Annotated in this window: 9 protein-coding genes; all 9 read left to right on the forward strand. The window is 47.1% G+C overall.

What is annotated here, in order from left to right; all coding sequences use genetic code 11:
• Positions 1-22: 22 nt before the first annotated feature.
• The 9 genes from VSQ61_RS09315 to VSQ61_RS09355 all read left to right on the forward strand — a co-directional run bounded on the left by VSQ61_RS09315 (position 23) and on the right by VSQ61_RS09355 (position 15183).
• Complete coding sequence (locus VSQ61_RS09315) at positions 23-1156, forward strand: VWA domain-containing protein (RefSeq protein WP_334344163.1); 1134 nt, start codon at positions 23-25, stop codon at positions 1154-1156.
• 29 nt (positions 1157-1185) lie between these two features.
• Positions 1186-3342, forward strand: a complete 2157-nt coding sequence (locus tag VSQ61_RS09320; RefSeq protein ID WP_334344164.1) for an SWIM zinc finger family protein — start codon at positions 1186-1188, stop codon at positions 3340-3342.
• Positions 3343-3477: 135 nt separating this feature from the next.
• Complete coding sequence (locus tag VSQ61_RS09325; RefSeq protein ID WP_334344165.1) at positions 3478-7041, forward strand: DUF4132 domain-containing protein; 3564 nt, start codon at positions 3478-3480, stop codon at positions 7039-7041.
• 57 nt (positions 7042-7098) lie between these two features.
• Positions 7099-8154 carry a Gfo/Idh/MocA family protein gene (locus VSQ61_RS09330; RefSeq protein ID WP_334344166.1) on the forward strand — a complete coding sequence of 352 codons (1056 nt, stop codon included), beginning with the start codon at positions 7099-7101 and terminating at the stop codon, positions 8152-8154.
• Between the two features lie 156 nt (positions 8155-8310).
• On the forward strand, positions 8311-9363 hold the full coding sequence (locus tag VSQ61_RS09335; RefSeq protein WP_334344167.1) for a LacI family DNA-binding transcriptional regulator: 1053 nt from the start codon (positions 8311-8313) through the stop codon (positions 9361-9363).
• An 89-nt stretch (positions 9364-9452) separates the two neighbouring features.
• Positions 9453-10874, forward strand: coding sequence for an L-fucose/L-arabinose isomerase family protein (locus tag VSQ61_RS09340; protein ID WP_334344168.1), 1422 nt, complete (start codon positions 9453-9455; stop codon positions 10872-10874).
• 9 nt (positions 10875-10883) lie between these two features.
• A complete protein-coding gene (locus tag VSQ61_RS09345; RefSeq protein ID WP_334344169.1) occupies positions 10884-12377 on the forward strand; it encodes an FGGY-family carbohydrate kinase in 1494 nt (497 codons plus the stop codon).
• Between the two features lie 90 nt (positions 12378-12467).
• Positions 12468-13556: a sugar ABC transporter substrate-binding protein gene (locus tag VSQ61_RS09350; protein WP_334344170.1), complete on the forward strand. Its 1089-nt coding sequence runs from the start codon at positions 12468-12470 to the stop codon at positions 13554-13556.
• 97 nt (positions 13557-13653) lie between these two features.
• The gene (locus tag VSQ61_RS09355; RefSeq protein WP_334344171.1) at positions 13654-15183 is read left to right on the forward strand and encodes a sugar ABC transporter ATP-binding protein; all 1530 of its coding nucleotides are present in this window, start codon (positions 13654-13656) and stop codon (positions 15181-15183) included.
• Positions 15184-15186 lie beyond the last annotated feature (3 nt).

Raw genomic sequence — 15186 nt, forward strand, 5'->3', positions numbered from 1 at the left:
AACTGAAAACAGGTACAAAAATATGAACGACAATAAACAATTAAACCGCTGGCGTCTCATTCTGGGAAGCCAGGCAAAGGATCAGATTTCTTTTGGAACCGGCAGCACAGGCAACATGGAAAACGGTGTTTCCTATGAGGATTTGGAAGAAGCCTTGGATTTCCTCTATTCCCGGGAGTATGGGGAGGATGTACGCAAAGAGGGCGGCACAGGAGCGAGCAGGCTGACGACAGCCGGCTGGATTACAAAGATCCGCCGTCTGTTTCCCAAGGAAACGGTGGAGATCCTGGAGCGTCACGCACTGGAGCGATATGAGATGCAGGAGCTCCTGACAGATAAGGAAGTGCTGGAAAAGCTGGAACCAAATCAGGACTTATTAAAGACGATTCTGCAGTTAAAGCATTTGATGAAAGGGGAGGTACTTGATACCGCCCGCCGGATTGTAAAAAAGGTGGCCGAGGAGATTGCCGAAAAGCTAAACCGAGAGATCCGCAGATCCTTGCTTGGAAGCCTGGATCGGAATACCCCCAGCCACGTAAAATCCATGCGGAATCTGGACATCCGCAAGACCATTCGCAAAAATCTGTCTCACTATGATCCAGAGGAAAAGCGGCTGGTATTGGAGCAGGTGTATTTCAGCAGCCGTACCCGAAAATATAACCAATGGCGTGTGGTGATTGCAGTGGATGAGAGTGGTTCCATGCTGGACTCCGTGATTCACAGTGCCGTGATGGCAGGAATCTTTGCAAAACTTCCCATGCTGGATACCCGGCTTGTGATTTTTGATACCCAGGTAGTGGACTTAAGTGCCCATTTGGATGATCCGGTGGAAACCCTTATGAGCATTCAGCTGGGCGGCGGGACATATATTGCAGGGGCCTTGCAGTACTGCGAGACACTCATAGAGAATCCGGGCAGAACCATGGTAGTTCTGGTATCCGATCTCTGTGAGGGCGGCGGCATCGGAGGACTTCTGGGAGTAAGCCGGGACATTCTGGAAAGCGGTGCGAAGCTTATCTGCCTGACGGCACTGGATCGGGATTCCAACCCCGTCTATGACCGACATACGGCACAGAAGCTGGCCGATCTGGGAGCCCATGTGGGAGCCATGACACCGGAGATGCTGGGAGACTTTATGGGGAAAATCATGCAGTAGTCCAACGACTTAGAATAGAGGTTAAAGAGATGGAAGCATTAAAGAACATGCTTTTACAGGTAGATGATGAATATCTTACCGGATTATGCAACAAAGGAACGGTAAAACGTGCATACAAGGATCTGGATCAGGAGAAACCGTCTGCGGTCTGGCAGGAAACGGAGACAGAGGTAACCTTAAAAGAAGCAGTATGCAGAATACGCATGCCTCTGGGCGAAAGTACCTGCACTTGTCCCTCCCGAAGCATCTGCCGCCACATCATCACAGCGATTCTGTATCTGAAAAAAAATCAGCCTGAGGACGAAAAAGAAGAGAAAGCTCCACCAAAGACAGCGGAAGAAAGCCAGGAGATTCTTTTCGGAAAAGAAGCCTTAAAGCAGGCATTAGAGCAGGAGATTATCGAGTACCCAATCGAGAAGCTAAAGCGGGCCTGCGGTAACAAAAGATACAGGGAGCTTCTGGACTACCTCCATGCAGGAGAGCAGCCCCAGATTCAGGAGGGAACGATAATCACGGTAAAGGTACCCTGGGAGGATACGGCAGTCAAGCTCTTAAGCCCTCTGGAATTTTCCACCTGCACCTGCAAAAGCCGGGAGCTGTGCTCCCATAAGGCACAGGCAATCCTGCTTTTTCAGCTTCACCGAAAGGCAGTTACCTTAGAACAGCTTAAAAGGCTGACCGAAAGCAATGAGGAATGGAATCATCAGGAGTTTGCCCGGGCAGCGGCCTCGATCAAGGAGGGAATCCGTCTCCATTTGATGACGGGCCTGTCCCGCCTGTCACCGGAAGCGGCGGAGAGCATGGAGCGTCTGGCGGTCATCAGCCATGGGGCGGGCCTTGCAGCCTTTGAGACGAATCTTCGGAAGATAGCTTCTGAGTACCGGCTGTATTTTGAGCGATCTCAGGCATTTCGGACCGAGGGACTTTTGGAGCAGCTTTTAACCTTGTATCAGATGGCGGAGAGTCTGGAGCACACAAAGGATTCGGAGAAGCTGCGTGCTTTGGCCGGAAGCTTTCGGGATACTTACCGTCCCGTATCCCGTCTTCATTTAACTGCCATGGGAAGCCGCAGCTTTCACAGCAAGACGGGATATGAGGGGGAAATCTACTATTTTCTGGAACCGGAAAAGGGAAGCTTTTATACCTGGACGGATGCCCGTCCCGTATTTTATGAGGGTGTCCGCAGACGTCCCCTGGGAGGGGGAGAGCAGGCTCAGGCTCCCTGGGGCTTAAATTGCTGCAGAGAGCAGATGATGGATCTGGAATTTTATCTTACCCATGCCAAAGCAGCTGCAGGAGGAAAGCTTTCCGTCAGTCAGGAGACAAAAAGCGAGATTGTGGGAATCCGGGATTTTGGGAGCGATGAGATCCGAAAAGCCGTCTTCTGGGATTATGAGAAGCTTTTGGAAGATTGCTTTGGAGTCTGCGGACAGGAAGAAGAGGGGGAGCGTCTGGTATTGGCGGGAGCCTTTCACTGTCAGGAGGGAAATTTTGACACGGTGCATCAGCGGTTTTCTATGGAAATTTCTGATGGAAAGGGACGAAAGATTACAGTAGCCGTTGCCTATTCCAAGGAGGAAAAGCTGACGATTCGAGTCCTGGAGAGATTGAGTGAGAGACTGAAAAAGGAAACGGATCAGACACTGGTCTTTTTCGGGATCCCCTATTTGGAGCAGGGGAAGCTTTGTCTGTATCCCATTGAGGTTTTTGGGAGAGAACGGTTTTTTGATGGACGGGAGGAACTGGAGAAGTATCTGCGGGAGCAGGAAGAACCAGGGGAACACGCTGCAAAGATAGCCGGTCCCCCGGCGAAGCTGCAGGGAAAATCTGCTTCCAATGGCCCGGACAAGGATGTTTTACAGGGAATGGAGAGCTTTCTTGGTGAAATTCGGGAAGCACTTGGAGATTTGTTTCAAAGCGGTCTTAATTCCCTGCAGGAGGAAACCTTAAAGAACCTTGGCCGCCTGGCAGGAGAGGGCGGAACCCTTGGCCTGCACCGGGCAGAGGAAGACCTGGGATTTTTGGAAAAGACATTGGGAAATAAACGGCATCAGATGGAATTTGACCCGGAACCGGTATTGGAGACGTGGGTAAGGGTGATGGACTATGTGAAGCTTTGTCTGGAGAAAGTGTCCCAGGATCGGGCGGTGTGGGAGATGAACCATTATGAAAACGGTAAAACCTGAATTTATAATTGGAGAGACTTTACACCTATTACCGAATCTGCTAAAATATAAGGCATAACAATTCATGCAGGCAAAAAGTGTAAAGTCTTATTCATTTATGGGCTTTACACTTTAATAATATAGGAGAATGTTACTATGAACCTAAGCGACGAAAGAAACTATCAAAAACTTATGGACACCTTAGACGCTTTAAAGCTGTCTGAAAAGAACCGAAGGCTGGCGGAGGAATATCTGGACACCGGCAGTCCGGAACATACAGAACTCTTGAAGCAGACCGAACGCCAGGATTTTTCCGCCCTTGGCGAGGCGGAGCGTCAGAAAAGCATCGACTATGTAGAGCATCTCAGAAAGCGGAACAAAAAGGAAGAGCTTGGCCGTTATGTGCGTTTTCAGGCATCGGCAGGGGGCTCTACGGCCTTTTACGTCTTTAACCGCTTTGGGTGGAACCTGAATTCCATCAGTGAATATTTAAGCCCGGAGCAATCGGTGGCAATTCAGGTGGAGGGGATAGTCTGGAACAGCTATTCTGTCAATTACAGAAACACAAAGTTCATCCATGAGCAAGGAAGAAAGGATCCGGAGGTCTTAAGAAAGGCCATGGATCTGTGTTATCACCGGTATGATAATGCAAAGGTTTTGCTGGCGGGCATTTATTTGAACATCAAACGAAGCGAAGAAAAAAGGCCCGGTATTTTGAAAGGACTCTTCGGCAAAGGTACTTCCCCTGGCAGGGAGGGAGTATCGGAGACTCTGAAGTTTCTGGAGGACAATCTCATAGCCAGTATGCCCGAGATGTTTATCAAGCACGATCTGGGAAAGAGCCAGATGGAGGAGCTTCAGGCTTATGTGCGGAAACATCCCATAGAACAGCCGTTTCCGGCAGAGCTTCAGAAGCTTTTGAATAAGCGAACCTTTACGGAATATATGCTGACCCTTTTGTCCGGAGCAGCATTTCTGGCAGTGGAGCATTCCCCTGTCTTTTGCGCCTTTTTGCAGATAGCGGGGAGCCTGTCCCTGGATATCACCCTAAAGGCCTGTAGAGATCTCACAAGTCTTCCAAATGACAAGGATTCCTGGTTCCACAGGCATCTGGAAGAGTTAGAAGCTCTGATTCCTGTGAAGCCGGAAGCCTTTGTCCGCTGGTATACGGCCAACAGCGAGGAAGAGGGCTTATGCCGCATGGCAGTCCGCCATCCGGAAGCTGTCCGCTATGTGGCCGGGCAAATTACCACAGACGAGTATCAATTCCTGCTCTCCCAGACAAGAAAGAGCAATCCTGGTCTTTGCCGGGAGCTGGAAGCAGATAATTCTGACAAATATCAGGCGAAGCTGGCAGAAGAACTGGTGGCAAATGTAAATATCGGAAAGGCGGAAGCCAAGGCATATCTGCTGGGAGAGACATCCCTTGACACCCTCTACCCCTTTGTCAATAGCTGGAGAGGGAGCCGTAGCTACAGCTATCAGCGTTTTCAGAAGCTTAAGAATCTGCAGCGGAATAAAGGCCGTCTGTATCGGAGAGGTGTGGTGCTGGAAGCTCTTCGGATGGAGGGAAGCTTTTTCCCGGGTTATTTGCTTCCAGGGCTTCGGGGCAGGAATGCCAATAAAAAGCAGCTTCAAGAGGAGATAGAACGCCTGGTACAGCTCTTTGAAAAGGAAGAACTGCCCATCCGTTATCAGGCGGATGCCATGGAGGGCATCTACAGTGCCTGCTATCAGGAAAAGGATAAAAATGCGGTGATGGATGCGGCTTCTCAGGCATTTTCCGCCAGATGGGGGGAGCGTGCCGACGAGATTCGGGAAGCGGCAAAGGACAGCACAGCCATCGGACGGTGTATCTGTGTCCGTGCCCTGGATGATCACTGGCAGGAAGAAAAGGAAGTAATCCTTGCTTCTGCACTGGACAGCTCCAAGCAGGTTCGGGAGCAGCTTGTAACCATCTGCACGGCCCACAGGGAGTGGGAGCCGGAGATGCTCTCCATGCTTACCTCTAAGAAATCCCAGGAGCGTGAACTTGCCATCCGGGTTTTGAAGTTCTGGGGAGTGAAGAACTATGAGGATGCATTTGCAAAGGCATTGGAGACGGAAAAGAGTAAGAAGCTTCGAGAGCTTCTTTTGGACAGCCTTGGCATGAAGCAGGAGACAGCGGCAGAGGGAGAGGGTCCTCATACCGGGGCGGACCTGGTGCGTGAGATCTTAAAGGGTGGCAAAAAGCGGAAAGTGGCCTGGGCCTATGAGACGCCGTTTCCGACAGTACATAAAAAGGACGGCAGCGAAGCGGAGGAAGAGTATCTGCAGGCAATCCTGACAGCCTATGCGGATCGGTCCGTGCCGGGAGTGAGCCCCGAAGCGGCAGCCCTGGCGGCGGATTTGGAGCCGTTGGAGCTTGGTGCCTATATGGCGGAGCTTTTTGACAAATGGCTGGAATCCGGGGCCGAAGCCAAGAAAAAATGGGTGCTCTATGCGGCTTCGATTCATGGAGGAATGCCGATTGTGGACGTATTCCGCCGTCAGATTCAGGAGTGGCCCCAGCATGCAAGGGGGGCCATGGCTGCGGAAGCGGTAAAGGCACTGGCTTTAAACGGAACCTCTTCGGCTCTCCTGTATGTGGATCAGATTTCCCGGAAGTTTAAATTCCGCCAGGTAAAGACGGCGGCGGGCGAAGCCTTGGAATATGCGGCGTCCACCCTTGGAATCAGCAAGGCGGAGCTTGAGGACCGCATTGTGCCGAATCTTGGTTTTGACGAGAGCCTGAAGCGAACCTTTGATTATGGAACACGTTCCTTTAGCGTGTATCTGACAACAGCATTGGAGTTGGAGATTTTTGGCGAATCGGAGAAAAAATTGAAGAATCTCCCGGCACCGGGAAAACGGGATGAGGAAGAAAAGGCGGCGGCAGCCTACGCAGAATTCAAGCAGATGAAAAAGCAGCTGAAAACCGTGGTTTCCAATCAGAAGATGCGTCTGGAGCAGGCACTGACCGCAGAAAGGCTCTGGACTTCCAGGGCATGGGAAGAGCTCTTTGTGAAAAATCCCGTGATGCATCAGTTTGCCATCGGCCTTATCTGGGGAACCTATGAAAACGGTGCCTTAAAGGACACGTTCCGCTATATGGAGGACGGCAGCTTCAATACCAGGGACGAGGATGAGTTTACGCTTCCCGAGGATGCACAGATTGGCCTGGTTCATCCCATTGAGCTTTCCCAGGAGGATCTGGCCGTCTGGAAAGAGCAGCTTTCGGATTATGAGATTGTTCAGCCCATTGAACAGCTAGAACGTCCGGTATACCGGGTCACAGAGGAAGAGACGGGAAAGGCAGAGCTGACACGCTTCGGCGGAAAGCTGTTAAATGGTCTGTCACTGTCCGGCAAGCTCCAGGGTATGGGCTGGTACCGTGGCTCCGTACAGGATGCCGGAGTTTACTACACGTTCTACCGGGAAGACGGGGAGATGGGCGTAGAGCTTGAATTCTCCGGATGCTATGTAGGAGATGAAAACGACGAGGTTACGGTGTACGGTGCTGCTTTCTATCGGGCAGGCACGGTAAAGCGGGGAAGCTATGTCTACGATACCATTAAGAAAGAGAATCAGCACAAGCTTAATGAGGTAAGCCCCCGGTATTTCAGTGAGATTGTACTGCAGCTTGCCAAGGCCACGGCATCCAGCCAGGAGCAGCTTGCCTATCCGGCCTGCAAGCAGTAGGCAAGTATTATTGAAATATATTCTGTTGCGGGACTTATAATAGGAGGTATTTATTTCATGTTAAAAATAGGAATTATAGGTTGCGGCACTATTGCCCAGGTACGGCATATTCCGGAATTTGCGGCAAACGAACATTGCGAACTGGCGGCATTTTATTCCGTAACACCAGGGAAAGCGGAAAAACTAGCGGAAGCTTATGGCGGAAAAGCATTTACAGATTTGGAAGCATTTTTGAACAGTGGACTGGATGCGGTCAGCGTCTGCGTGACCAATGCCCTGCATGCGTCCATGTCCGTTCAGGCCCTCGATCACGGACTCCATGTACTCTGTGAGAAGCCCATGGCTGTTACCCTGGAAGAATGTGAGGCCATGGTGGAAGCGGCAAAGCGTAACGGCAAAAAGCTGATGATCGGACAGAATCAGCGGTTTGCAGCAGCTCATGTGGAAGCAAGAAAGCGGATTGAAAGAGGTGACATCGGTAAAATCCTGTCCTTTGATACGGTGTATGGACATGCTGGTCCGGAAGCATGGTGCGGTCAGTCGAATCCATGGTTTTTTGACAAACAGAAGTCCGTGTTTGGGGTGATGGCGGATCTGGGAGTACATAAAACTGATCTGATGCATTATCTGCTGGGAGAGCCGATTGTAAAGGTAAATGCAATGTTAGAGACAAGAGATAAAAAATATCCGGACGGCAGACTGATTTCCGTAGATGACAATGCCTTTTGTCTCTATCAGACAGCCAGTGGGATAACGGGAACCATGCATGTAAGCTGGACCCAGTATGGGGAGGAGATTAATTCTGTCGTAATTCAGGGAAGCGAGGGCGTTATCCGCTGCTATACGGATCCCAAATATACGCTGATTGCAGAGAAAAAGAACGGCGCTGTTGAACGTCTGGAATTGGGAACCGTGGGGAATAATGAGGATCAGACCTCCGGAAAGCTGTTTAACTCCGGCGTAATTGATTCGTTTGTGGACAGTATTCGGAATAATACCAGGCCCTTAGTAGATGGGGAAGAAGCGATAAAAGCTATGCGGGTTATCTTTGCAGCCCAGGAATCCCACCGGACGGGGAAATGCATCTTGATAAATCAGGAAAATAGTAAATAGTAACGAAGAATAAATGTAAATTACATACAAAAACAGTTTCCGTTTTTTGTGAAAAATTTCCGTTACAAAATCATTGACAACGGTGATTAAAATGTGTATTATAAAAATATGAAACGCTTCATTTTTGAAAGGTAAATTTATCTGCCGGGGGAAATCATGTCAAACGCACCATCTAAAGTAACAATTAAAGATATTGCACAAAGGGCAAATGTATCACTAGGGACGGCCAGCAAAGTTTTAAATGGTGACAGCAGCGTAAAAGAGAGTAATCGCCGGGCAGTAGAAGAAGCTGTACGAGAGTTAAACTATAATGTGAACAAAGTAGCACGCAGTCTGGCACATAAGCCTTTGCGGTTTGGGATATTGCTTCCTTCCGAGTTTAAAGAGTATTATCGTCCGATGTTGAACGGGATTCGCAGCGCTGTTGCTGCTCTAAGTGATTTTAAGGTTAGTGCGACGTTTGAGCGTTATGCAAATTATAATGATGACGAAAAAGTGATTGCATATCTGGATAAGTTTGAAGAAGAAGGAATTGATGGCTTGATTCTGGGTCCCTCCCGTGTGTGCGAATATAGCGGAAGAATTGCAAAATTACAGAAAAAACGGATTCCCGTGATTGTGTTAATGTCTGATATGGTGAATTCGGGACGTCTTGCCTGTGTGGATGTAGATGCGAAATTATCCGGAAAGATAGCAGTTGATTTGTCAAAACTTATTTTGGAGAAAGACGAGTCTGTAGCGATTTTTATTGGAAATAAAGATATGATTGAACATCGAATTAAGATGCAGAGCTTTCTGGACCAGGCAAAGAAACAAGGGGTTCGCATTGCAGGAGTGCGGGAGGCTCATGAAAATCCTGTTGAAGCTTATGAACTGACAGCGGAGCTTTTGGAGAAATGCACGGATTTGCGTCTGATTTATGTAGCAACAGCAAACTCCGAATCTGTATGCAGGTGTATCCATGCTCATGGCCGGCAGGGGAAGGTACATGTAATTGCCACGGATATTTTGGCTGATTTAAGACCTTATGTAGAGGATGGAACAGTAGTAGCTGTTTTGGATCAGCATCTTTGGCAGCAAGGAGATGTAGCTGTTGATGTATTGTACAAATATCTGACAGAAGCAGTGTTAAATAAAGAGGAGACAAAAGTAGCCCCCAGTTTATTACTAAAGAGTAGTATTCTGGCACAGTTGAATATGCCGGAGTAGGCATATTCAACAACCGCAAGCTATATTTTTTTAAAACAAAAATGAAACGCTTCATTTTAGAATATTACTAACATTTAGGAGGAATCGTTATGGAGACAGTAAAAATTGGTTTTGTGCCGTCAACCTGGGAATCCTGGGATGGGAATGCCTATACAGGAAAGCTGGCAGAAAAGACGCGTGACCGCTGCATGAAGGTATTTGATGAAGTTCCGGGGCTGGAAATCGTTGTGCCATCCAAAGAGCTGACAGATCAAGGCTGCGTTGGAACGGTAGAAGAGGGAATGGCGACTGCCGATTTATTTCTGAAAGAAAATGTTCAGGGAATTATCATTGGCAACATGAACTTTGGCCTTGAGATTGCCCTTGGGGCACTTTTATCAAAGCTGCCAAAAGATATGCCGGTATTGCATTTTGCCACAAGGAGCGGTCCTTTTTCTTCTCAGGGAAATCGCTCGACGGATACCTGGTGCGGGCAATTTATGACTTGTTCTGCTCTGCGCCGCCGTGGATTTAAATTTGAACATATTATTACCTGTGAACCGGAGGAGAGCCGCTTTGCCGAAAAAGTAGAAACCTTTACACGTGCATGCAATGCGGTGTCTCATTTTAAAGGAGCCAGAGTTTTGCAGGTAGGCACACGTCCGACTAAATTTGAATCCCAATTTTTCAGTGAAGAAGACATGATGAGGAATTTTAGCCAGGTGCTTGTTCCGGTAGATCTGGCAACCGCTTATGAATATATGGATGCTATTTCGGCGGATGATCCGGATGTATTGAGGATTGCGGAAGAAATCCGCTGGGGAGCTGACTTGATTACGTTGGAAACACCAAACTCCATTACGAATCAGGCTCGTTTTGAAAAAACATTGATAACTTTAGCAGAGGAACATCATTGCAGAATTATAGCTTCCAGCTGCTGGGAAAGTTTGCAGCATAGGTACAGCATTGCCGCATGTTCCACATTTTCCCGGTTGAATTCACAGGGATATTCAGTAGGATGTGAAGTAGATGTTATGGGAGCAGTTACTATGTCCATTATGAATCATTGCGCATTGGGGACAATTCCGGCAGATTTTATTGATTGGACGGATCTTCATCCAACAGAAGAAAATGTGTGGCTGGCATGGCATTGCGGTAACGCTGCCTGTGAATTATGCGCAGGTGACTGCCAGAAGCATTTGACCATGAACGAGCGTTTGGGGCTCTGGAGTCCGACCTGTTATGGCTCTATGGAATTTCGTATGAAAAATGGACCGGTAACCTGTGCACGTTTGGTAGAGTATGACGGGAAATATTCTATGTTTTTTGGAACGGGTGAAATCGTAGATATCGGTCCCAAGACTCGCGGCTCCTACGGATGGGTAAAAGTGAATGATATTGAAGATTGGGAACAGAAGATGATTGATACAGGAATAATTCATCATGGAGCATTAATTCATGATGATAAAGTGGCAGATGCGCTGGAAATGTTCTGCAAGTTTATGGGCATTGAAGCCGTTCGGGGAAAATAGGGACTGAAAATGAGTATTTTAGGATTGGATGTAGGAACATCTACATGTAAGGGGATTGTTCTTTCGGCAGAAGGAAAACTGTTGGCACAGAAGCAGCTAAGTTATGCAGAACAAGTAATTCTTGGAAATAATGGTGCAGCAGAAATCTCGGCGGATTGCTTTTGGGAAAACACAGCAGCTATTATCCGGGAGCTGGCATCAGAGGCTGCTGCTGATCCGATTGAAGCATTAGCAGTCAGTTCCCATGGTGAAAGTTTAATTCCTATTGATGCACATGGACAGGCGTTGATGCCTGTCATGCTCAGCATGGATCGTCGGTGCAGGCAGCAGTCAGAAGAATTAATTCAAAGACTGGGACAGGAAAAGCTTTATGGATTGACTGGTTCTATGATGCATCCGCAGTTCCCGGTTCCAAAAGTGATGTGGATAAAAAAGGAGCATCCGGAACTGGCTCAAAAGGTCTTACAGTATGATTCCGGGAATGACTACATATATAGAAAACTGGGATTCCCTCATGTGGTAGATTATTCCGTTGCCTCTCGTTTTGGCGGTTTCGATATACAAAAACACAGGTGGTCAGAAGAAATTCTGGCAGCAGCAGGACTGAAAAAAAGTATTTTTTCGGAGCCGGTTTGCAGTGGTACGCTTTTGGGCATGATACCGAAAGAGATTGCATCAGAGCTTGGACTCGGCGAAAATGTAAAGGCAGTTGCAGGCGGACATGATCAGCCTTGTGCGTCTATTGGCATGGGAAATGTGGAAAAAGGTACGGTCACTGTATCGGCAGGCTCCTATGAATGTGCCGCTATTGGAACAAGAAATCCTTTAAATAATAGGGAAGGCATGAAGTATGGATTAAATTCTTACTGCCATGTACTTCCAAAACAATATATTACATTGGCTTTTTTTGTATCAGGCATGATGACAAAATGGTATCTAGATACATTTTGTCAGACAGAAAAGCAAACAGCCAGAGAAAAAGGCATCAGCTATTTTGAATTGCTGGAGTCCATGACAGACAGTGAACCCAGCGGAATCTGTGTGACACCGCATATTTACGGTTCTATGAATCCGGAATGGTCTGAATACCAGACAGGTAAAATAACAGGACTTACGGCAGGGGCAACAAAAGCTGATTTATACAAGGCAGTACAGGAAGGAATCTGCTGTGAACTGAATTTGAACCTGCAGGTATTGGAAAAGCTTTCATATTCCGTTAAAAAACTGCTGATGACAGGAGGAGGAACCAAATCCGGTCGTTGGATGCAGATGCGGGCAGATATTACTGGAAAACAGATTGATGTGTCTGAAAATGGAATAGAAGCTTCCTGCATGGGAGCAGCATTGTTGGCAGGAATAGGTTCAGGAATCTTTTTAGATTTGGACGACGCAAATACAAAAATTTCACGCAGCATTCGCAGCTTTGTACCTGCAAACAGTGAAAAATATATAAGTCAGAAAGCAGAATATTTAACCCTGCATCGGCCAGGGCTGCTTCATTAAGCCGAAAAAATGTAGTTTCCTGTGAGGAGCTCCACAGAAACATATAAAAACCCAATAACAAAACACCAAAAAGAAAACGGAGGAAAGAAAATGAAAAAAGTAATCGCACTTTTATTGTCGCTCGTGATGGCAGTGGGTATGATTGGCTGCGGTTCCAAGGAAGAAACAGCAGATGGCGCTCAGACAGCAGAACCGGCAGAGGAAGCAGAAGCAGAAACGCCGGCAGAGGAAGCAACGGATTTTAATCCGGCAGATCATACGCTTGTTTTTTCTACAGTTCTCATGAATCATCCAGTTCTTCGCTGCGTACAGCTGGGATTTGTTGAAGCATGTGAAGAGTTGGGATATAACTACCAGATTGTTGGTACAGAATCTTCTGATGAAAATGAAACTGTTGCGGCAGCAGAAGCAGCAGCGGCGGCAGGTGCCAGCGGAGTTGTTCTTTGGGCACAAACAGAAACCATGCTTCCATGTATTGAGACAATGAAAAATGATTATGGTGTATATACCTGTGTTCCGCATTTTCAGTGGGAAGAAGGTAAGGCACCGGGACTTGATGTAAATCTGGCATGTGTATGCACAGATTACGCAGAAGCCGTAGCGGATTATATGGCTGAGAAATTGGAGGGAAAAACGGGAAGCATCGCTTTGACTCAGGCAGGCTACACTACTAATGAAGATGCGGCTTCCGCAGCCTTTACTGCACGTATTAAAGAACTGCAGGCAGAAGGCAAGCTGGAAGGCATCACAGTTCTGGATCCGATGGTAGAAGGTGCTACAGATGTAACAGAATCCACAGATGTCAATGCTTCCATTATTCAGGCAAATTCAGATCTGGTAGGTGCGGTATCTTGGACAGGGAGCGGCCCGGTGACCTGGGCAAATGCGGCCCGTAAATGCGGCCTTGAAGCGGGTGACTTAGTTATTGTATCTATGGATTATACAGCTGACAATTTGGCTGAATTGGAGTCTGGTTATGTGACAGCACTGGTTGCGCAGCCTCTTTATGAAGAGGCGTATCAGGCAGTATATAGTTTTGATGCTTTGCTTCGTGGAGAGTCTGTTCCCTATTGGACAGCACTTGAAGCACCTTTGATGTATGAAGGTGGTGAGGGCGTAAATTCTCCTGAGTATTATCAGAATATTTTGGATCGTGTATCCAGTACCTTTGGTGGCTGATTCTGATGGAAGAATGACTGCATGGGGAGCTTAAAAGGCTCCCCACAACTTTTTAAAATGCAGTGAATAAAGAAAAAAGGAGTGAAGGAGTGGTATCGTGGAGCCTTATTTGATTGAAGCAATTAATATAACAAAAATATTTCCAGGAACCATAGCAAATGATCACGTCTGCCTTCATGTTAAAGCAGGAGAGATTATGGGGCTGGTCGGAGAAAACGGAGCAGGGAAATCTACAATTTTGAAATGCTTAAATGGCGTGTATCCGCATGATTCCTATGAAGGTGAAATACGGATTGAAGGAAAAACGATTCAGCTGAAAAGTTCGCAGGAAGCCATGAGGCTTGGAATTGGCTTTGTACCGCAGGAGATTAATGTTCTGGCAGATATGAGCGTGGCAGAAAATATCTTTCTATTTGATTTGAAAAACGGGAATTCTGATAAATTGGTTAACCATAAAAAGCTGTGTGCTCGTGCAAATAAGCTGTTAAAAGAGACAGGTATTGATTTGGAGCCAAATGCAAATGTTCGCCGGTTATCTGTGGGACAGCAGCAAATGCTGATGATTGCCCGGGCATTGGCAACAGAGCCGAAAGTTTTAATTTTGGACGAGCCGACAACTTCTTTGTCAGGACAGGATGTACAGAGGCTTTTCCAGGTTATTCGAACATTGAAGAAAAAAGGAGTTGCAATTCTTTTCGTGACACATAAGCTGGCAGAAATTATGGAGATGACAGATTCGTTAACTGTTATGCGTGATGGAAAGAATATTTCGGGGTATGAGCGTAAGGACTACGATCAGAATAAGATTGTCGAGGATATGATTGGACGCAAGATGACGACCATGTATCCGGAACGTCAGGTAACCATTGGGGAAGAAAAGCTTCGGGTAGAAAATCTGTGTATCAAACATCCTTATATTGCAGAACGCTATCTGGTACATGGCTTTCATTTAGCCGTTCATGCAGGAGAGGTTGTTGGTCTGGCTGGACTGGTTGGCGCAGGCCGTTCCGAGGCGGCCATGGGTATTTATGGCGAATTAAAGCCCAGTGAGGGCCGGATTTATATAGACGGGCAGAAAGTAGATATTAAAAATCCGGGAGATGCCATTCGTTATGGGATTGGGATGGTAACAGAGGATAGAAAGAAATATGGTCTTCACTTTGGATGGAGTATCAAAAAAAATATTTCGCTGTCAAACTTAAAAGCTATTGTGAAAAATGGTTTTATTTTCAGGAAAAAAGAAGCGGAAAATGTCATGGATTATTACAGTGCGCTCCATGTGAAAGCCACTTCCATGAATGACTTGGTAGAAAGTTTATCTGGAGGAAATCAACAAAAGGTGGTAATTGCCCGAACATTGAATGCATTGCCCAAGGTTGTGATTTTAGATGAACCAACAAAAGGGATTGACATAGGGGCCAAGGCAGAAATATATGAGTTAATTAATAAATTGGCAGGACAAGGAGTGGCAATTATTTTAATTTCTTCTGAACTTCCGGAACTGATGGCTATGAGCGATCGCTTTCTTGTTATGGCGGAAGGACGTATCAGTGGGGAACTGAACAAGGAAGAAGCTACCGAGGCTGGAATTATGAATTTTGCTACACAGACGTTCAAAGAATTTTAGGAG

Source organism: Candidatus Merdisoma sp. JLR.KK006 (assembly GCF_036941035.1).
Taxonomy (GTDB): domain Bacteria; phylum Bacillota; class Clostridia; order Lachnospirales; family Lachnospiraceae; genus Laedolimicola.